Source organism: Oceanicaulis sp. (assembly GCF_051859625.1).
Taxonomy (GTDB): domain Bacteria; phylum Pseudomonadota; class Alphaproteobacteria; order Caulobacterales; family Maricaulaceae; genus Oceanicaulis.
Window position 1 is genome coordinate 397914 of the sequence record NZ_JBHYFH010000001.1, and the last position, 19242, is coordinate 417155.

Consider the following 19242-nt stretch of genomic DNA (forward strand, 5'->3'; position numbering starts at 1 on the left):
GAACGCGTGTTCCCGGTTTACGGGAAGCATGCATCTCAGCGGAGGTCTCGCCATGCCTGCCTTGAAGTCTGCTCTTTCTCCCGCCGCAGGTAAGGCGCTGCCAAGTCTCGCCCTGCTGCTCTTGCTGATTTATGCCGTGGCCAGCATCGTGATCGGTGCGTCCCTTCGACAGTTTGAAACCCAGTCACGGCTTACCATCGAGCGCATCTACGCCGCCTCGACCCTCGACAAAGAGCTCAGCTCTCTGATGCGCGACGCACACGCGATGATCAGCGCCCCGTCCCAGTTGCGGATGCAGGCTGTGCTGATCAATCTTGAAGAATACGAAGCCGGCGTGGACGCCATGAGCGCTCTGGCGACACCGCGCTCAAATCTTGAAGCGCCCCTCGACGCCCTGGAGCAGGCCCTTCCCGCCATTCGCAGCCTGACCCTGCAAGCTGCACGTCTGGATACAGATCGTTCAGCCTCGGCAGTTCAGGACCAGGCCTTGGCGATGACCCGGCTGGACACTCAGATGCGCGCGCAAATTACTGAAATCAATGAAACTCTCTCCAACGCACCCGCCATCTCGTCCGCCATGGCGGGTCGACTGCGTGTGCTGTCCTGGATCATCAACATCCTGGCTGTCCTTGCGGTCTTGGGATTGATCTACAGCGCGCTCAAATCAGCGCGCCCACAACTCAGCGCCGCTCAGATCGCCGAGTAGACCCCTTTTTGAAAGCCCAGCCCGCCACAAAATCCCCAGTCCAGGGGAAGTCGTGCATTTGTTCTGAACACCTGACTAACCAAACTTGAAGCATTTTTATCCTTAATGGCTCCAGACACAGGCCGCCCCAACTCGGGCCGCCAAATATTTTTTAGTTTGCGACCCATGGGGCTGGACATGAAATCTTATGAACTCTCCCTGCTGCTTGGCGCAGGTGTGGCTCTGGTTCCCCAGGCCGCCCTAGCCCAGTCTGCTGAAGTCTTCGGCGATTTTCGCGCTCGATACGAGACGGTCGAGCAGACCGGCAAGCTGGATGCGGACTCCCTCACTCTGCGCAGCCGGGTCGGCGTGCGCTTCAAACCTGCGGACGAGCGCTTCACCTTCCTGGCGGAAGCTGAGAACAACATCACGCTCTCTGGCGATGACCGGAACACCAGTTTTGATCCGCGGCCCCAGTTCGCGACGATCAACGACCCTGACTTCACCGAGCTCAATCGCGCCCAGCTGACATTCGCGCCGAACGACGCGCTGTCATTCACCGTCGGCCGTCAGTATCTCGGCTTTGACGGCAACCGCATCATCGGCTCCCCCGGCTGGCGTCAGGACAAGAACTCCCATGACGCCGCGATGGTCAGCTATGAAAATGGCGCCTTTGAAGCCAGCTATGTCTACCATTGGCAACTGAACCGCGGGCCGGACACCGATTTTGACTGGGACACCGACGCCCACCTCTTCCACGCCAGCTATAACGCCAGCGACGCTTTCAAGGTCTCCGGCTTCGTCTATCTGATCGACATCCCCGAAGCTGGCCGCGAAAACCTGTCCAACACCACCTATGGCGCACGCGTGACCGGCTCGACCGATCTGGGCGAAATCGGCGTCAGCTATGATCTGCTGGTCGCGGCGCAAAATGATTCCGGGTCTGCCACCGCAAGCTTTGACAATACGCTGGTGGATAGCGGCGTCGCGTTTGCCTATGGCGGCGCTCGCCTCGCGCTTGGGTATGACGTGGTCTCAGGTGACGGCAATGTCGCCTTCGCCAACCCGCTGGCCGCCAATCACGGCACCGCCGGCTGGGCGGATGTCTTCCACGGCGGCGGCCGCGCCGCGCCGGCGGACGGCCTGGAAGATTTCCATGTCGAGGTCAGCTATGGCGCCAGCGTGGACTCTTCCGCCATTGAAGGCTGGCGCGCCGGCCTGATCTGGCGGGATTTCAGCTCTGAGAACACCAGCAATGACCTGGGTGAAGAGCTGGACGCCTATGTCAATCTCAGCTTTGCGAACAATGTGTCGCTGTCGGTGCAGATGGCCGATTATGACGGCCCCGACGCCAGCTACGCCCCTGCGGACAAGACCAAGTTCTGGGTCACGCTGGGCTATAAATTCTAGGCTGCCGCGTCATACCTAGTCAGCAACGCCAGGGCTCCGGCCCTGGCGTTTTTCGTTTCAGGCGGCGTCCGCGTGCGTCTCTTCGAACAGATCGCCAATCGGCCGCGCACGCACTTTCACGCGGTCGCGCTCACCCGTCGTCTTCTCCACATGCAGACGCTGGACCTGGCTGTCATCGTGAAAAACAATGCCGGTCAAGGCCTCGACCACGACCCGGGCCACACTGTCCACGTCATGAACCGGGCTGTCTGGGCCGTGTTCGATTTCGATCTCGATTTCAAACGCGCCGTATCGGGGTCCCACGCGCTTGAACTCGGTGCGGAAATAGGCGGCGATCAGATCCTTGAACTGACGCGATTGCGAGGTCGGCGCGTCCACACGCACATTCAGCGAGCCTTCAGTGGCGGATGCTTGCACTTTCCCTCTCCCACTCAATCGATCTGGTTCCATGTCTCCAGCGGCGAAACTGTGAAGCGGGAGCTGGAACCGTTTACACCCCCGCTCTTTATGGCGATTCGCCAGACGCAGCCTCATCTTCAGGCGTCGCGCTCCAGTCACCGGCAAGCCAGGCTGCATAAGCTGGATGTGCGTCCGCCATGGTGTCGGTGAGCATCGCCATCCGGTCCACGAACCAGTATTTCGCCACCGCTGAGCCATGCCAGGCCAAAGCCGCCGCCAGGACATCCAGTCTATAATAGGCGTACACAAAGCCCAGCATGAAAAGAGCGGACAGCCCCGAGGTCAGAAAGGCGGCGCGCTTATAGCCTTCGGGCACGGGAACAGCCTTGCGGTTGATGAAGATGCGCTCGCCGATCACGCCCTTGCTGGCCCAGCTGCGCCCGGTCTTCGGTGGCGGACACAGACGCGGATTGATCCACATCCACACCAGCGCCATGGCGATGAGCCCCGCCCCGTACCAGCCGATCCAGACCGGGCTCCACAGACACAAGAAGATGACTGGCGCGGCCAGCATCCGGCTCCACACGCTCAACGGATGGGCGTGTTTGGCCCAGACCGCATCATCCATTCCGATCAGTCGGGCCGCCCCTTGAAACGCATCCATATCATTCTCCTTGAAGCATCAGGCTCTCCTTACAGGTGCGGGTCCGGTCACAAACGGTTCAATCAGGTGCAGATTTGACGGCGCTCCGCCACGCTGCGGCTTGCCTGTCTTTGCTGTGCGGGCCTATAGACGCCCCATACAAGGCCCTTGCCGAACTGGAGAAAGACCGATGACCGAGATGCGCGTTGAAACCGATTCTTTCGGCCCCCTCGAAGTTCCCGCCGACAAGCTGTGGGGGGCGCAGACCGCGCGCTCGCTGATGAACTTCAAGATCGGCGGCCAGACCCAGCCCCTGCCGCTGATCCGCGCGCTCGGCGTGGTCAAGCATTGCGCCGCCAAGGCGAACATGGCGCTCGACAATCTTGATCCGAAACTGGGCGACGCCATCGCCGCCGCCGCGCTGGAAGTGGCGGAAGGCAAGCTCAACGATCATTTCCCGCTGGTGGTGTGGCAGACAGGGTCTGGCACCCAGTCGAACATGAACGCCAACGAGGTCATCTCCAACCGCGCCATCCAGATGCTGGGCGGCGAAGTGGGCTCGAAAGACCCGGTCCACCCCAATGACCATGTGAACCGGTCGCAATCGTCCAACGACACCTTCCCCACCGCCATGCACATCGCGTCGGCGGAAGTGTTCGTGCATACGCTGGTCCCCGCGCTCGAGACGCTGCGCGACGCGCTCAATGACAAGTCCGAAGCTTTCAAGGACATCATCAAGATCGGCCGCACGCACCTGATGGACGCGACGCCGCTGACCCTGGGCCAGGAATTCTCCGCCTATGTGCACATGCTCGACAACGCCATCCGCCGCGTCGAAGCCACCCTGCCCGCTCTGTACGAGCTGGCTCAGGGCGGCACCGCGGTGGGCACCGGGCTGAACGCCAAAGTGGGGTTCGCCGACGCCTTCGCCGAGCAAGTGGCGGAGCTGACCGAGCTGCCCTTCATCACGGCGCCGAACAAGTTCGAGGCGTTGTCCACCAAGGACGCCATGGTCGAGGCGCACGGCGCGCTCAACTCCGCGGCGGTGTCGCTGTTCAAGATCGCCAATGACATCCGCCTGTTGGGCTCCGGCCCGCGCTGCGGCATCGGCGAGATCTCCCTGCCGGCGAACGAGCCGGGCTCCTCGATCATGCCGGGCAAGGTGAACCCCACCCAGTGCGAAGCCATGACCATGGTCTGCGCCCAGGTGATGGGCCACAACACGGCGGTCACCTTCGCCGGCAGCCAGGGCCAGTTCCAGCTCAACGTCTTCAAGCCGATGATGTCCTATAACGTTTTGACCAGCGCCCAGCTGATCGCGGACGCCTGCCAGTCCTTCACCGACAATTGCGTGGTGGGGATCGAGGCCAATGAGCAGCGCATCGCCGACATCATGGAACGCTCGCTGATGCTTGTGACCGCCCTGGCGCCCACCATCGGCTATGACAACGCCACCAAGGTCGCCAAGACCGCCCACGAGAACGGCACCACCCTGCGCGAGGAAGCCGTCAAACTCGGCTTCGTCACCGAGGAGGAGTTTGACCGCGTGGTGCGCCCTGAAGACATGATCGGCCCGAAATAAGGCCGAACACCCTGCTCCGCCGCTTCGGCGGCGGAGCCTGGAGGCTCCCATGACCCAGCCGATCAATCTGCGTCAGGTCCGCAAACGCAAAGCACGCGAAGACAAGGCCAAGCAGGCCGAGGTCAATCGCGTCCAGTTTGGAACGCCCAAGGCTCAGCGCGATCTTGAGCAGGCGCGTGAAGCCAAGCGCAAGGCGGCGCTGGAGGCGCACAAGCGGGATACGGACAAAGGCTCCGAGACCTAGAAAAACGGCGGCTCGATGAGCCGCCGTTTTCATTACGGGACGTGCCGTTTCTGGAACAGCGTAAGGCGATCCCTCGCCTATCCGAACGCGCCCAGCGCCAACGCCAGGATCAGCGGATAGATCAATATGCCGGCGCCGATCAGCACCAGAGGGAAGTTGCGCATCACCGTCGCCTTGCCCAGCGAGGACGCCTGGCTGAGCAGATCCGGCCATGTATAGCTGACGAAATCGCCCTGGGTGAGCACCTGGATCAGGCGGCCGTCCTCGTCGACCACGGGCAAGCGGCGAAAGCGCTCATTGCTCATCATGCGCAGCCATTCGAGCATGTCGTCATCGGCCTGCGCGGTGCGCGGGTTGGCGGTCATGATGTCGGACAATGGCGTCTTCGCGGGATCACGGCCTTCATTGACCAGGCGGCGCAGGATATCGCGCTCGGTCACCACGCCTTCGACCTTGTTCTCGGAGTCCACGATGATGACGGAGCCGAAATTGCGCGCGGCCATTTCAGCGACCGCATCCTTGGCCATGGAAGTCGCCGACATGGTCAGCGGCGCCGTCTTGCGCGAGAATTCAGGCCGGTCGCGCAAACGCAGGCCATGGCGGGCGTTCTGGGTCGGGGCGGATGTCATGATCGCGTCTCCTTCAAGATAGCTCTCGACATCACCTAGTGCGACCTCCAGTCGCGGCGAACTTGCCTCGATGGAGAAAAGGCGGTGAAGCCATGCTCCACCGCCTTGGTTCTTCCCATATCTGTCAGCTTGAGAGCCTAGAAGCGATGGCGGATCGTGATCCGCGCATTCAGCGGCTTGCCGGTCGAGATATTGTCGTTGGAATGCGCGTCGGGGAAATACTCCTCATCGAGCAGGTTCTCGATATTGAGCTGCAGACGCGTCTGATCTGACAGATCATAGAACACCGCTGCGTCAACGCGGGTGTAGTCAGGCACTTCAACCGCATTGTCCTCGCGCACGAAATAGCTGTCCTGATAGGTCACGCCGAGCGCCAGGGCGAGCTGGTCGGTGGCCTGATACTCATTCCAGATCGAAATCATGTGCTCAGGCGTCTGCAAGGTGCGATTGCCGTCAAAACCGCCGCCATCAATCGTGCTGTCGAGATAGCTATAGCCGGCGTTCACCGTCCAGGCCTCGGTCAGCTGACCGGTGAGCTGGACTTCAAACCCGTCTGTCACACTGCCCGGAATGGTGATCACCTGGGACACATTGTTGGGATCCACAGAGGTGAACAGGCCACGCTCGACGCGGAACAGCGCCGTGGTCAGGCTGAGATTGCGAGTGAAATCCCATTTCAAACCCACTTCGGTGTTTTCGAAACGCTGGGGCTGGATGTCTTCAGTGCCGGTGCTTGTGGGCGTCGATCGGGTCAGCGTCAGGAACTGATCCCCGGCGCTCGGCAGGTAGGATTCCGCATAGCTGGCGTAAACCGAGACGTTCTCCGCCGGCTTGTAGATCAGGCCCAGACGTGGAGAAACTTCCTCGTCCACCCGGCCGCGGCGGCCGTCATCAGTCGCCGACACTGCTTCCCGGTCGAGCACGTCCACGTCAAACCGGTCAAAGCGCAGGCCCAGCACCAGCTTGAGCTGCGCGGTCAGATCAATCTGGTCCTGCAGGTACAGCGAGGCGAACTGTACGTCAGATTCGCGATCGCGCAGCGTATCCACGAACGCATAGTCCGGCACCGAGATCGGCGTGGAGAAGTCGATAGTGTCCCGGTCGTCATTGCTGGTCGCAAACGTGTTGTCGATGCGGGCGTTGCTGGTGGACTGATCTCCATATTCGATACCCAGCAAGACGGTGTGGCTGAACGGACCGGTTTCAAACTCACCCACCAGATTGCCCTGGGCGATGAAGTTCTGACGCGCAGTCTCATCCGCATAGCCGTCCAGGGTCAGTTGTGGCGGATTATCGTCGGCCTCAAAGCCGGCCGCATAGATGTTCTGATAGTATTTGTCGTAATCGGCGTACTGGATCGTCACATTGCCGCGCAGCGTATCGGAGAAGGTGTGATCCAGCCGCGTGCGGAAGATGCTGGCTTCCAGCGTGGTGTAGTTGCCATCGGCGGATCCGAAGAAGGTGTCGCGATACCCGTCCAGCGGCACGTCCGGGCCACCCACGACCGTGACGGACGGCACGCCGCGGTCCACCACGCGGTCATCATTGACATATTCATAGCTGAACACGGCCTGGGTCTGATCGCCCAGATCCACGGTAAAGGTCGGATTGACCGCAAACCGGTCGCCTTCAAACACGTCGCGATGGTTTTCCTGATGCTCGCCGAACACATTGACCCGGAAGGCCACGGTGTCAGACAGAACCGAGTTCACATCGCCTGACACCTGGTAAGCGCCGAAGGTATCCAGGCTTGAGGTCAGGCCGCCGAAATTCTCGTCCAGCTGCGCGGTCTTGGTGACGCGGTTGACCACGCCGCCGCCGCCGCCGCGGCCGAACAGAAGCGCATTGGCGCCGCGCAAAATCTCGACCTGTTCGAGATTATAAAGCGGGCGGTAGTACTGAACATCGTCGCGCAGGCCGTCGAGGAAGAAGTCCGCCGTGCTCTGATTGCCGCGAATGATGATGGCGTCGCGATGCCCCTCGCCCTGGCTGACGGCCAGGCCCGGCGTATAGCGCAGAATGTCTGCGATGGAGCTGAAGGCCTGATCATCAAGCTGAGCGCGGGTGACGATGGACAGGCTTTGCGGCACGTCCAGCACCGGCGTCGGGGTCTTCACCGCGTTCAGTTGGTCAATCGACAGGAAGCGGCCCGTCACCGTGATGGTGTCGACGGCGGCCTGCTCGGTCGTCTCCGTCGCCCAGACGGGCGCCGTTCCGAGGGTGAAGAAGGCGGCAAGCGCGGTCATCATCCGCGCACTCGAATTCAACATGCTGGGCAGGTCCGATTTGAAATTGAGAATGCGTTGCGTTCAGGCCTGAGTTATAGGGGCAGAACTTCGATAATCAATCTCATTATCAGTCGCAACTACAGGCGTCCGCCGCCCATATTCAGAGCGGGCCCACCGGTCAGCGCAGAAAGCTGCACCCTAGGCATATCTGCGTATTGCTCTGAAATACCTGAAGAATATGCTGTTTGAGCAGAAGAAGGCATAAGCCCATTCAAAATTGCGCCTTGATTGTCGCGCGCGACATATCCAACTGGGTCCGGTAATTTCGTGCATTCAGGGGATCCCAATGCTCAACACAGACGCCCTCTACCAACCGTTCGAGCTTGGCTCGCTGTCTTTGAAAAACCGCATCGTCATGGCGCCCATGACCCGCTCCAAAAGTCCGGGCGGCGTGCCCAATGATGACGTGGTGGGCTATTACGAGCGCCGTGCGGCCAATGATGTGGGCCTGATCATCACCGAAGGCACGACCGTCGACCGCCCCGGCGCCAGTTTTGATCCTGCGATCCCGAACTTCCACACGGACGAGGCCCTCGCGGGCTGGAAAAAGGTTGTGGACGCGGTTCACGCCAAGGGCGGCAAGATCGCGCCCCAGCTCTGGCATGTGGGACTGGCGCGCAAGCCCGGCACCGGCCCGCACCCTGACGCGCCGTCCGACAGCCCGTCCGGCATCATGCCCGGCGGCAAGAAAGTCGGCGAGCCGATGACCCAGGCTGACATTGACGACACCGTTCGCGCTTTTGCAGAAGCGGCGGAAAACGCCGCCAAGATCGGCTTTGACGCCATCGAGCTGCACGGTGCGCACGGCTATCTGATCGACCAGTTCTTCTGGGAAGGCATGAACCAGCGCGACGACAAGTACGGCGGCGACATGATTTCGCGCACCGAATTCGCGCAAGAGATCATCCGCGCCGTCCGCGCGCGCATCCCCGCCGACCTTCCTGTCATCCTGCGTTACTCGCAATGGAAGCAGCAAGACTATAACGCGAAGCTGGCGCAGACCCCGGCCGAGCTTGAAGCTTTCCTGGCGCCGCTGGCAGAGGCAGGCGTTGATATCTTCCACGCCTCCACGCGCCGCTTCTGGCTGCCCGAGTTTGACGGCTCTGACCTCAATCTCGCCGGCTGGACGAAGAAACTCACCGGCAAGCCTGCCATCACAGTGGGATCAGTTGGCCTCAATAGTGACTTCATTGGCGCGTTTATGGGGGAAGCCTCTGAAAAGTCCGGCCTCGACAAGCTGATCGAACGTCTGGACGCGGGTGAATTCGAGCTGGTCGGCGTCGGCCGCGCGCTGCTCTCTGATTACGCCTGGGCGCGCAAGGTCAAGGACGGCCGCTTTGACGAACTTGAAGATTTCAACGCCGAAGCGCTGAAAGAACTGGCCTAGACACCATGCTCAAGAAACGTTCAGTCACCTTGAAAGGACACGCGACTTCTCTGGCGCTTGAGCCGGAATTCTGGTCCGTGATCGACAAGCAGCTGAGCGTTACCGGCGGATCCCTGGCCGGGCTCGTGACCTCGATTGACGAGACGCGCGAGCCCGACCAGCCCCTGTCGAGCGCCTGCCGCGTCTGGGCGCTCAACCGCGCGCTCAGCGCAGGTCAGGATTGATCCGCAGTTGACGCCATAGCCTGTGAGGGGTTTGAAGATGGTATGAGCACCGCCATCAATCCGCCGCCCCTGTCGCCACTGGACAAGATTCTCCGCTATCTCAAGAACAGCTTCGCCGATGGGCGCTCTCCGGCGCTCTGGCTGCTGGCGCTGGTGGTCGGCGTGGTCGCGGGCTACGCCGCCATCGGATTGCGTCTGGTGATCCAGTCGGTGCAACTCGTCGCCTTTGGCGAATTCTCCGAACGACTGGCAAGCACCGCTTCGGGCCTGCCGATCCATCACGTCATTCTGGCGCCCGTGGCGGGCGGCTGCATCGTGTCGCTGTTATTGTATGTGGGACTGAAAACCCAATGGCTGCCTGAAGTCCGGGCCGAAGGCGTGGCCGATGTGATGGAAGCCCGCGCCGCGCAAGGCGGAAAGATGGCCCTGATGCCCAGCATCTGGTCCGCGCTGGTTCACGCCGTCTCCATCGGCGCTGGCGGTTCAACCGGCCGCGAAGGCCCGTCCGTGCATCTGGGCGCGTCCCTCGCCAGCTTTCTCAGCCGTCCGCTAAACCTGCCAGCGCGGGGCGCGCGGATCATGCTGGCCTGCGGCGCATCGGCGGCGGTGGCCGCCAGCTTTAACGCGCCTGTCGCCGGGGCGTTGTTCGCGTTCGAGGTGGTGCTGGGCCATTACGCCTTGCGATCGATCGGCCCTGTCGCGGCCTCCAGCGTGATCGGGGCGATCCTGTCGCGCATCCATTTCGGCGCTAGCCCGGCCTTCATCGTGCCTGAGATTCCCCCCGCCACCCTGACGGACTTCATCGCCATCATCCCCTTGGGGTTGGCGTCTGCGGGCGTGGCCATCGCCTGTATCCTGCTGTCCTTCAACGCGCCGCGCCTTTTAGCGATCCGCGCGCAGGCCCTGTCGGTCCCGCTGTGGCTGCTGCCGCCTTTCGGGGGATTGATCATTGGCGTTCTGGGCGTTCTCGCGCCGGAAGTGCTGGGCGTGGGGTATGAAGCGACCTCCATCGCGTTGGCGGGCGGCTACGCCATCGCCACGCTGACGGCACTGATTGTGCTGAAACTGATCGCGACCATGGCCACCATGGCGTTCCGGTTCGGCGGCGGCGTGTTTGCGCCCTCGCTCTATCTCGGCGCGATGCTGGGCGCGCTTTATGGCGCGCTGATTGCGCCCTGGCTTGGGACAGACAGCGCCGGCTCGGCCTATTTCGCCGTGATCGGCATGGGCGCAGTCGGCGGGGCGGTGCTGGGCGCGCCGCTATCGACCACGCTGATCGTGTTTGAGCTGACCGCCAGCTATGAAGCCTCGATCGCGCTATTGGTCTGCGTGTCGCTGGCGAGCGTGATCACCACGTCTGTCACCAAGGGCAGCTTCTTTCACAAACAGGTGGAGCGGCACGGTTTCGACCTCACCCAGGGCGATGCCCGCGTCATCCTGCAGACCATTCGCGCGCGCGACATCATGACCCCGCTCGACAGCCATGACACCGCCGGCGAGCTCGATGAATCCTGCGTCTATGACGATGATTATCTAGGCCGGGTGATGGGGTTCTTCTCGGCGGAAAAACTCGACGGCGCCCAGGTCCGCTCCCGTCATGGCGACCAGCCCATTGTGGGCTACATCACCAAGGCCGACGCCCACGCCGCCTACGCCGCCGCGCTGCAGGCGCGGCACGAGGAAGAGCATCGCTAACGCGGCTTGATTTGTTGCGCGTTACGCACTACGTTACATCATGATCCAGAGCTTTGCGGACAAGGCGAGCCGAAGCTTCTTTCTGACCGGCAAGCTTCCGAAAGGCTGCAGCTGGGCGGATGTGCAGCGTGTTGTAGCCCGCAAGTTCCTGGCGCTTCATGCTGCAACAGCTCTGGAAGATCTGAAGGCGCCGCCCGGCAATCGGCTGGAAGCCCTGAAAGGCGACCGCGCAGGGCAGCATTCGATCCGGGTCAATGATCAATGGCGCGTCTGCTTTGTGTGGACGGCGCAAGGCCCAGAAGACGTCACCGTCACCGATTACCATTAGGGAGGACTGAAATGACCAAGATTGACGCCCCCCTGGTCACAGGGCTGACCGTTCACCCCGGAGAGTATCTGGCTGAGGAATTCCTTGAGCCACTGGGCTTGTCCATGCGCCGGGCCGCGACCGCGCTTAATATCAGCGCGGCCAACCTGTCGCGGTTCGTGGCGGGCAAGCAGTCTGTCTCCACCGAGCTGGCCGTACGGCTGGCCGCAGCCTTCGGAACCTCGGCGCAATTCTGGCTGAACCTTCAGCAGGCCTATGATCTGGCCCAACTGCGCGCCGGTCGCTGGTCCGACATCGAGGCGGAAGTCGAGCGCCTGTCCGCCTGAGAGATGACATCGCCGCCCCTACGCATTGCAAGCGGATGTGCTAGTTTCGTTCTCCTTAGCGAATCGATCTGCGAAAGCGTGCGTCATGTCCTCTGTTCCCCTTTCCCAGCAGGCGGCCCCACGGGCGCCGCGCGCCGACGCGGCCTATCTGGACGGGTTGAACCCTGAACAGCGCGCCGCGGTCGAGGCGATTGACGGCGCCGTGCTGGTGCTGGCGGGCGCAGGCACCGGAAAGACGCGTGTTCTGACGACGCGGCTCGCGCATATCCTGGCCACCGGCAAGGCGCAGCCCTGGAACATTCTTTCGGTGACCTTCACCAACAAGGCCGCCCGCGAGATGAAGACCCGTGTCGGCGCGATCATCGGCGAACAGGTCGAGGGTCTGCCCTGGCTGGGGACCTTTCACTCCATCGCCGCGCAGATCCTGCGCCGCCATGCCGAGCTGGTGGGCCTGAAATCAAGCTTCACGATCCTCGACACCGACGACCAGCTGCGCCTTCTGAAGCAGATCCTTGAAGCGGAAGGCATCGACATCAAGCGCTGGACGCCGCGCCATCTGGCCAGCCTGATCGATGGCTGGAAGAACCGCGCCCAGACGCCAGAACGCATCCCCGAAGAGGACAAGTGGAGCTTCGCCGACGGCAAGGCACAAAAGCTCTACAAGCTCTATCAGGACCGCTTGAGCGTCCTGAACGCGTGTGATTTCGGCGATCTGCTGCTGCACAACATCACGATCTTTCAGACCCATGACGATGTGCTGGCCGACTATCACAGGAAATTCCGCTATCTGCTGGTGGACGAGTATCAAGACACCAACGTCGCTCAGTATCTGTGGCTGCGCCTTCTGGCGCGCGGCTCGGGCAATGTGTGCTGCGTGGGTGATGACGACCAGTCGATCTATGGCTGGCGTGGCGCGGAAGTGGACAACATTCTGCGCTTTGAACAGGATTTCCCCGGCGCGACAGTGATCCGGCTGGAACGTAATTACCGCTCGACGGGCCATATCCTGGGCGCGGCGGCGGGCCTGATCACGGCCAACAAGGCGCGGCTGGGAAAGACCCTGTGGACCGAGGATGATCCCGGCCAGAAAGTCCAGGTGTCCGGCCTCTGGGATGGCGAGGCCGAAGCGCGCTTCGTCGCCGACGAGATCGAGGGCCATGTGCGCTCTGGCGGCCAGCATTCCGACATCGCTGTTCTGGTGCGCGCCTCCTGGCAGATGCGGGCGTTTGAAGACCGTTTCATCATGTTGGGGCTGCCTTACAAGGTGATCGGCGGACCGCGCTTTTTCGAGCGCGCCGAGATCCGCGACGCCCTCGCCTATCTGCGGCTGGTGCGCAGCCTGGATGATGATCTGGCGTTTGAGCGCGTGGTGAACACGCCCAAGCGCGGCGTGGGCGACACCTCGGTTCAGAAGATCGCCATGGCCGCCCGCGGCGCCGAAGTGTCCATGGCCGCCGCCGCGCGCCTGATGACCCAGACCGATGAGATCCGGGGCAAGGGCCGCACCGGGCTGATCGCCTTTCTGCGCGATCTCGATCGCTGGGCCGAGCTGTCCGAGACCATGCGCCATGACGAGCTGGCTGAAGTGATCCTCGATGAAAGCGGCTATACGGCCATGTGGCGCGAGGACAAGAGCCCGCAAGCCGCAGGCCGGCTCGACAACCTCAAGGAATTCGTCCGCTCCATGGGCGAGTTTGACAGCCTGGAAGCCTTCCTCGAACACATCGCGCTCGTTTCTGACGCGGATCGTAAAGAGGATGGCGACGAGGTCTCCATCATGACGCTGCACGCCGCCAAAGGCCTCGAATTTCCGCTGGTCTTCCTGCCGGGCTGGGAAGAAACCGTCTTTCCCTCCCAACGCTCGATGGATGAAGGCGGCACGGCGGCTTTGGAAGAAGAACGCCGCCTCGCCTATGTCGGCATCACCCGCGCCCGCCAGCGCGCGATCATCAGCTTCACCGCCAACCGGATGATCTTCGGTCGCTGGCAGTCCGTGCTGCCCTCCCGCTTTATCGATGAAATGCCCGCCGAGCATTGCGAGGCGCAATCAGAGACCGGCTATTACGACGCCGGTCCCGGCTTTGAAGGCGTGGCGGAAGCCGCCGACCCCTTCAAATCCAGCTATGAAAGCCCCGGCTGGAAACGCTTTCAGGCCAGCAAGGCCGCGGGTCGCCGTCCCGACCCCGGCGTCATCGAGGGCCAGGCCACCTTGCTCGATACAAGTTCGGTGGGCGGAACCTCCAAATGGAAACCGGGCGACCGCGTCTTCCACCAGAAATTCGGCTATGGCACCGTCAAAGCCGCCGACGGCGCCAAGCTCAGCGTGGCGTTTGATAAAGCCGGCCTGAAGAAGGTGGTCGCGAGCTTTGTTGAAGAGGCGCCTTAGGCTCCCCCTTGAGAAAACACATCGTCATCCCGGACGCGCAGCGATCCGGGATCTACCGGAACCACTCTGTTCTGATCACAGCGACGCCGTCTGTAGATCCCGGCTCAAGGCCGGGATGACGGGTGTGGACTATCTCGCCCGGGGTTTCAGGTTAGAATACTGAAAACAGAACCGGATACGCCCATGCGCCTCGCCCTCAGCCTCGCCGCCGCCCTCCTCCTCACCGCGCCTACGCTGGCGCAGGACCCGCACGCCGACGCGCGCCCGATCAGCTGGCGGGACTTGCTAGACCGCGAGCGCGCGCCGGCTGACGCCCGCATCGAATACGGCAGCGGCGAGGAGCAGTATGGCGAGCTGTGGCTGCCTGATCGTGAGACCGCTGGCGTCGGCCCCTTCCCGCTGGTGATCATGATCCATGGCGGCTGCTGGCAGGCGGCCATTCCGGGCACCATCCTTCAAGACCAGCTGAACGCGGACCTCAAGGCGCGCGGCATCGCGGTGTGGAACCTCACCTATCCGCGCCTCGGCCATGAGACAGGCGGCTATCCGGGCACGTTTGAGAGTGTGGCGCTGGCGACCGATTATGTGCGGACGCTGGCGGAGACCTATCCCATTGATCTTGAGCGCACCGTGCTGATGGGCCATTCCGCGGGCGGGCATCTGGCGCTCTGGGCCGCCGCGCGCGGCCAGCTCACAGACAGTCCTCTGGCCGTCCCGAACCCGTTCACCCCCAATGGCGTCATCACGCTGGCGGGCATCAATGATCTTGAATTGTACCGCGCCGAAGGCCCCGGCCGCTGCGGCGAGCCCGACACCGTGGACGCGCTGATCGCCGGCCATCCCGGCGCCGCGCCCTATGCCGACACCTCACCCGATCAGAATTTGCCGATGCAGGTGGAGCAGGTAATCATTTCAGGCGCGCTCGACCCCATCGTGCCGCCGCAGTTTGGCGCGGCTTATGCGCAAGAGGCGCAAACGGCGGGCGATACCGTCACTGAAGTCACGCTGGAGAACGCCGGGCATTTCGAGCTGATCGACCCGACCGCGCCCGCTTGGGAGATCATTTTGGCTGAGGTTGAGCGGCTTCTGGGGGAGTAATTTCACCCCTTCCTGTCATCCCGGACGCCGCAGGCGATCCGGGATCTACCGCAACCACTCTGTTCTGATCACAGAGACGCTGTCAGTAGATCCCGGCTCAAGGCCGGGATGACAGTCATAAAGTTTAGGCCCTCACCCCTCAATCAGCGCCAGCCATTCATCCTCGGTCATGGTCTGAACGCCCAGCTCCTGCGCTTTCTTCAGCTTGGAGCCTGCGCCGGGACCGGCGACGAGGATGTCGGTCTTGCCCGACACCGAACCCGACACCTTTGCGCCGAGCGATTGCGCGCGCGCCTTGGCTTCATCGCGGGTGAAGCGTTCGAGCGAGCCGGTGAACACCACCGTCTTGCCGGCGACCGGGCTCTCGGCGGCGACCTGTTCGGCGTCCTCGACGGTCACATGCTCAAGCAGCGCGTTCAGCGCGTCCTGGTTATGGCTTTCGGCGAAGAACTCCGCGAGGGCTTTGACCGCCGTCTCGCCAATGCCGTCAATATCCATGAAGGCGGCGAAGGCCTCGCCGGGCTCGTTTGCGGCTTCCGCCGTCTCGCGTACCGCCTGCCAGCTCGTAAAGCTGCGCGCGATCAGGCGTGAGGTCTCCTCGCCCACATGGCGGATGCCGAGCGCAAACAGAAAGCGCGCGAGGCCGATGGTGCGGCGCTGATCAATGGAGCCAAACAGGTTCGCCGCCGAGCGCTCGCCCCAGCCTTCGCGGGTCTGGATGGGCGGATTGATCTCGCCCGCCTCATTACGAGCGCGCAGGGTGAAGATGTCAGCGGGCTGTTTGACGAGGCCCTCGTGAAAGAAGGCCTCGATCTGTTTCGCGCCCAGCCCTTCAATGTCAAACGCCTTGCGAGAGACGAAATGCTTGAGCCGTTCGACGGCTTGCGCGTCACAGATCAGCCCGCCCGTACAGCGGCGCACCACCTCGCCCTCTTCACGCACGGCATGGCTGCCGCAGACGGGGCACAGGGTGGGAAACTCAAACTGTTCGGCGCCCTCGGGGCGTTTGCCCGGCACGACCTCGACCACTTGCGGGATCACATCGCCGGCGCGCTGGATGATCACGGTGTCGCCCACGCGCACATCCTTGCGCTCGATTTCGTCCTGATTGTGCAGAGTGGCGTTCGACACCACCACGCCGCCCACGGTGACGGGTTCGAGCTTGGCGACGGGCGTCAGCGCGCCCGTGCGCCCCACCTGGATCTCGATGGCGTTGAGCCGCGTGACGGCTTTTTCGGGCGAGAATTTGTGCGCGATGGCCCAGCGGGGGGCGCGGGCGACAAAGCCCAGCCGCTCCTGCCAGTCGAGCCGGTCCACCTTGTAGACGACGCCGTCTATGTCATAGCCGAGATCGGCGCGTTTCTCTTCCAGCGCATGGTAATGGTTGATCACCGCCTCGACGCTGTCCACGCGCACCATGTCGTCATTGATGACGAAGCCCAATGCGCCCAGGCGTTTGACGGCGTCATACTGGGTGTCGGCGAGCGGTTCGCTCAGCTCGCCCCAAGCATAGGCGAAAAAGCGCAAGGGGCGCTCGGCGGTGATGGTCGGGTCGATCTGGCGCAGCGATCCGGCGGCGGCGTTCCGCGGATTTTTATAGGCGGGCTTGCCGCGCTCTTCCTGCATGGCGTTGAGCGAGGCGAAATCGGCGTGGCTCATATAGACCTCGCCGCGCACTTCCAACACGTCGGGCACATCGCCTTCAAGCCTGTGGGGAATGTCGGAAATGGTCTTGAGATTGGCGGTGACGTTCTCGCCTGACCGACCGTCGCCGCGGGTGGCGCCGATCACCAGCTCGCCCTTTTCATAGCGCAGATTGGCGCTCAGCCCGTCAATCTTGGGCTCGGCGGTCAGCACCAGCGGCTCGTCCTTGAGGTTCAGGAAGCGGCGGATGCGGTCGGCGAAATCGCGCACATCCTGATCTTCAAACGCATTGCCCAATGACAGCATGGGTACGGCGTGGACCACTTCACCAAACTGTTCTGACGGTTTGGCGCCAACCCGGTCAGAGGGGCTGTCCTTGCGTTTCAGCTCGGGAAAACGCGCCTCGATCGCCGTATTGCGCGCCCGCAAGGCGTCATAGGCGGCGTCTGAGATTTTCGGCGCATCTTTCTCGTAATACGCCGCATCATGCTTGGCGATTTCGCGGGCGAGACGGTCAAGTTCTGTGGCGGCGTCCTCGGAGGTCAGCGCCTCCACATCCTTCATCGCAGCGTTCATGAGCCCATCAGCTGGTCGGCGGCGGCGCGGGCCGCATCGGTGATTTCCGCGCCCGACAGCATGCGGGCGATCTCTTCGCGGCGGTCGGCGTCGGCCAGGCGCCGCACGGTGGTGCGCATGCCGTCTGACTGCTCCGCCTTTTCGATAGAATAATGCGTGCCGGCGCGCGCGGCCACTTGCGGGCTGTGGGTGACCACCAGCGCCTGCCCGGTTTCCGCCAAGCGTTTGAGGCGCGAGCCGACCGCATCCGCCACCGCGCCGCCCACGCCCTGATCCACCTCGTCAAACACCATGGTGCGGGCGTCCTCGCCCACCAGACACACTTTCAGGGCCAGAGCGAAACGCGACAGCTCGCCGCCCGAGGCGATCTTGTCGAGCGCTCCGAACGGCGCGCCGGGATTGGTGGCGACTTCAAACGCGATTTTGTCCCAGCCCGAGGCGCCCGGCTTGTCTTCATCGGCGTCCACGCGAACCTGAAAGCGCGCCTTGTCCATTTTCAGCGGCGCCAGTTCAACCTCGACGGCTTTCGCCAGAGCCACGCCCGCTTTGGAACGCACAGCACTCAACGCCTTGGCGGCGCGCGCATAGTCCGCCTGCGCGGCGTTCAGCGCGCCTTCGGCTTCTTTCAGGCGATCATCAGCGTGTTCGATCATATCCAGACGAGCGGCGAGACGATCGCGCAGCTCGGCCAGCGCATCCACATCCACACTGTGCTTGCGAGCGGCGGCGCGCAGGGCGAACAGGCGCTCCTCCACCTCGTTCAGGCGCCCAGGCTCCACATCAAAGCGGGCGGCGGCGTCTGACAGCGCTTCCTCGGCCTCGTTAAACTCGATCAAAGCGCGGTCGAGGGCCCCGGCGGCGCGCTGCACTGACGCCTGCGCCTCACCCGCCGCGCCTTCAGCGCCATCCGCTTCGCCCAGGGCCCCGCGCACGCGCTCAAGCCCGCGCAAGGCGGTGTTCAGGCGGTTGGACAGGCCGTCGCCGCCCGCCACGGCTTCCATGGCGTCATTGAGCTCGGTCAACGCGGATTCGGCCTGCTGCAGGAATTTGCGCTCGGCGGCGAGGCTCGCCTCTTCGCCAGCCTGGGGATCAAGCGCCTCCAGCTCGTCCACGCTGCCGCGCAGAAAGGCTTCCTCGCTCGCGGCCTTGTCACGGGCGTCCGTCAACTCGTCCAGGCGAGACCGGGCGTCACTCAGGCTTGTCCAGGCGATTTTCACCGCCGCCAGTTCAGCGCCGGCGTCCGCATAGGCGTCCAGCAGGCCGCGATGGCTTTTGGGATCCATCAAACCCCGACCGTCATGCTGGCCGTGAATCTCCACCAGCACTTCGCCCAGACGCGCCAGCAATCCAACGCTGGCGGGCTGATCGTTCACATGCGCGCGTGAGCGGCCATCCGCCGTCAGGGTGCGGCGCAGGATCACCGCCTCGCCCGGCTCCACATCCACGCCCGCCTCGTCCAGCAAAGCGTAGACCGGATGATCAACAGGCGGTTCGAACATGGCGATGGCGACCGCCTTGTCGGCGCCCGCGCGCACCTGGGCGCGTTCGGCGCGCTCGCCGCACGCCAGCCCCAATGCGCCCAGAAGAATGGATTTGCCCGCGCCCGTCTCGCCCGTGAGGGCGGACAGACCGGCGTCGAACATCAGATCGAGCGAGTCGATCAGGACGATGTCACGGATGGAGAGCGAAGCCAGCATT

The 19242-nt window shown here is 63.1% G+C and carries 17 protein-coding genes; 11 read left to right on the forward strand and 6 right to left on the reverse strand.

Annotated elements, in window-relative coordinates; genetic code table 11:
- Nucleotides 1–52 precede the first annotated feature (52 nt).
- On the forward strand, nt 53–706 hold the full coding sequence (locus ACTIGF_RS01980) for a hypothetical protein (RefSeq protein ID WP_439635267.1): 654 nt from the start codon (nt 53–55) through the stop codon (nt 704–706).
- Between the two features lie 177 nt (nt 707–883).
- Nucleotides 884–2095: an alginate export family protein gene (locus ACTIGF_RS01985; protein ID WP_439635268.1), complete on the forward strand. Its 1212-nt coding sequence runs from the start codon at nt 884–886 to the stop codon at nt 2093–2095.
- A 57-nt stretch (nt 2096–2152) separates the two neighbouring features.
- Here the strand turns inward: ACTIGF_RS01985 and ACTIGF_RS01990 are convergent, their stop codons facing one another.
- Nucleotides 2153–2512 carry a RusA family crossover junction endodeoxyribonuclease gene (locus ACTIGF_RS01990; RefSeq protein WP_439635269.1) on the reverse strand — a complete coding sequence of 120 codons (360 nt, stop codon included), beginning with the start codon at nt 2510–2512 and terminating at the stop codon, nt 2153–2155.
- 88 nt (nt 2513–2600) lie between these two features.
- On the reverse strand, nt 2601–3158 hold the full coding sequence (locus tag ACTIGF_RS01995) for a DUF6653 family protein (protein ID WP_439635270.1): 558 nt from the start codon (nt 3156–3158) through the stop codon (nt 2601–2603).
- A 169-nt stretch (nt 3159–3327) separates the two neighbouring features.
- Here ACTIGF_RS01995 and fumC point away from each other — a divergent pair, with 169 nt between their 5' ends.
- Both fumC and ACTIGF_RS02005 read left to right on the forward strand, forming a co-directional pair.
- Nucleotides 3328–4719 carry a class II fumarate hydratase gene (fumC, locus tag ACTIGF_RS02000; protein ID WP_439635271.1) on the forward strand — a complete coding sequence of 464 codons (1392 nt, stop codon included), beginning with the start codon at nt 3328–3330 and terminating at the stop codon, nt 4717–4719.
- Between the two features lie 49 nt (nt 4720–4768).
- Nucleotides 4769–4963, forward strand: a complete 195-nt coding sequence (locus ACTIGF_RS02005; RefSeq protein WP_439635272.1) for a DUF4169 family protein — start codon at nt 4769–4771, stop codon at nt 4961–4963.
- 77 nt (nt 4964–5040) lie between these two features.
- Here ACTIGF_RS02005 and ACTIGF_RS02010 read toward each other — a convergent pair whose 3' ends face one another.
- A complete protein-coding gene (locus tag ACTIGF_RS02010; protein WP_439635273.1) occupies nt 5041–5592 on the reverse strand; it encodes a CBS domain-containing protein in 552 nt (183 codons plus the stop codon).
- 137 nt (nt 5593–5729) lie between these two features.
- Nucleotides 5730–7841 carry a TonB-dependent receptor gene (locus tag ACTIGF_RS02015; protein WP_439635274.1) on the reverse strand — a complete coding sequence of 704 codons (2112 nt, stop codon included), beginning with the start codon at nt 7839–7841 and terminating at the stop codon, nt 5730–5732.
- A 325-nt stretch (nt 7842–8166) separates the two neighbouring features.
- On the opposite strand from ACTIGF_RS02015, the gene ACTIGF_RS02020 reads away from it, so the two are divergent.
- The 7 genes from ACTIGF_RS02020 (at nt 8167) to ACTIGF_RS02050 (ending at nt 15324) form a co-directional block, all read left to right on the forward strand.
- Nucleotides 8167–9267 (forward strand): NADH:flavin oxidoreductase, encoded by a 1101-nt coding sequence (locus ACTIGF_RS02020; protein ID WP_439635275.1) that lies wholly within the window; start codon nt 8167–8169, stop codon nt 9265–9267.
- 5 nt (nt 9268–9272) lie between these two features.
- Complete coding sequence (locus tag ACTIGF_RS02025) at nt 9273–9491, forward strand: ribbon-helix-helix domain-containing protein (RefSeq protein WP_439635276.1); 219 nt, start codon at nt 9273–9275, stop codon at nt 9489–9491.
- Nucleotides 9492–9533: 42 nt separating this feature from the next.
- On the forward strand, nt 9534–11186 hold the full coding sequence (locus tag ACTIGF_RS02030; RefSeq protein WP_439635277.1) for a chloride channel protein: 1653 nt from the start codon (nt 9534–9536) through the stop codon (nt 11184–11186).
- A gap of 40 nt (nt 11187–11226) precedes the next feature.
- Nucleotides 11227–11514: a type II toxin-antitoxin system RelE/ParE family toxin gene (locus ACTIGF_RS02035; protein WP_439635278.1), complete on the forward strand. Its 288-nt coding sequence runs from the start codon at nt 11227–11229 to the stop codon at nt 11512–11514.
- A gap of 11 nt (nt 11515–11525) precedes the next feature.
- Complete coding sequence (locus tag ACTIGF_RS02040; protein ID WP_160092358.1) at nt 11526–11840, forward strand: HigA family addiction module antitoxin; 315 nt, start codon at nt 11526–11528, stop codon at nt 11838–11840.
- Between the two features lie 85 nt (nt 11841–11925).
- The gene (locus tag ACTIGF_RS02045) at nt 11926–14226 is read left to right on the forward strand and encodes an ATP-dependent helicase (RefSeq protein ID WP_439635279.1); all 2301 of its coding nucleotides are present in this window, start codon (nt 11926–11928) and stop codon (nt 14224–14226) included.
- 183 nt (nt 14227–14409) lie between these two features.
- A complete protein-coding gene (locus ACTIGF_RS02050) occupies nt 14410–15324 on the forward strand; it encodes an alpha/beta hydrolase (protein WP_439635280.1) in 915 nt (304 codons plus the stop codon).
- A 132-nt stretch (nt 15325–15456) separates the two neighbouring features.
- On the opposite strand, the gene ligA is transcribed toward ACTIGF_RS02050, so the two are convergent.
- Together ligA and recN are read right to left on the reverse strand one after the other, a co-directional pair.
- Entirely contained in the window at nt 15457–17544 is a 2088-nt protein-coding gene (gene ligA / locus ACTIGF_RS02055; RefSeq protein WP_439635281.1) for an NAD-dependent DNA ligase LigA, read from the reverse strand.
- Nucleotides 17541–19241, reverse strand: a complete 1701-nt coding sequence (gene recN / locus ACTIGF_RS02060; protein WP_439635282.1) for a DNA repair protein RecN — start codon at nt 19239–19241, stop codon at nt 17541–17543. Before recN ends, ligA begins: the two co-directional genes overlap by 4 nt.
- Nucleotide 19242: the final 1 nt, after the last annotated feature.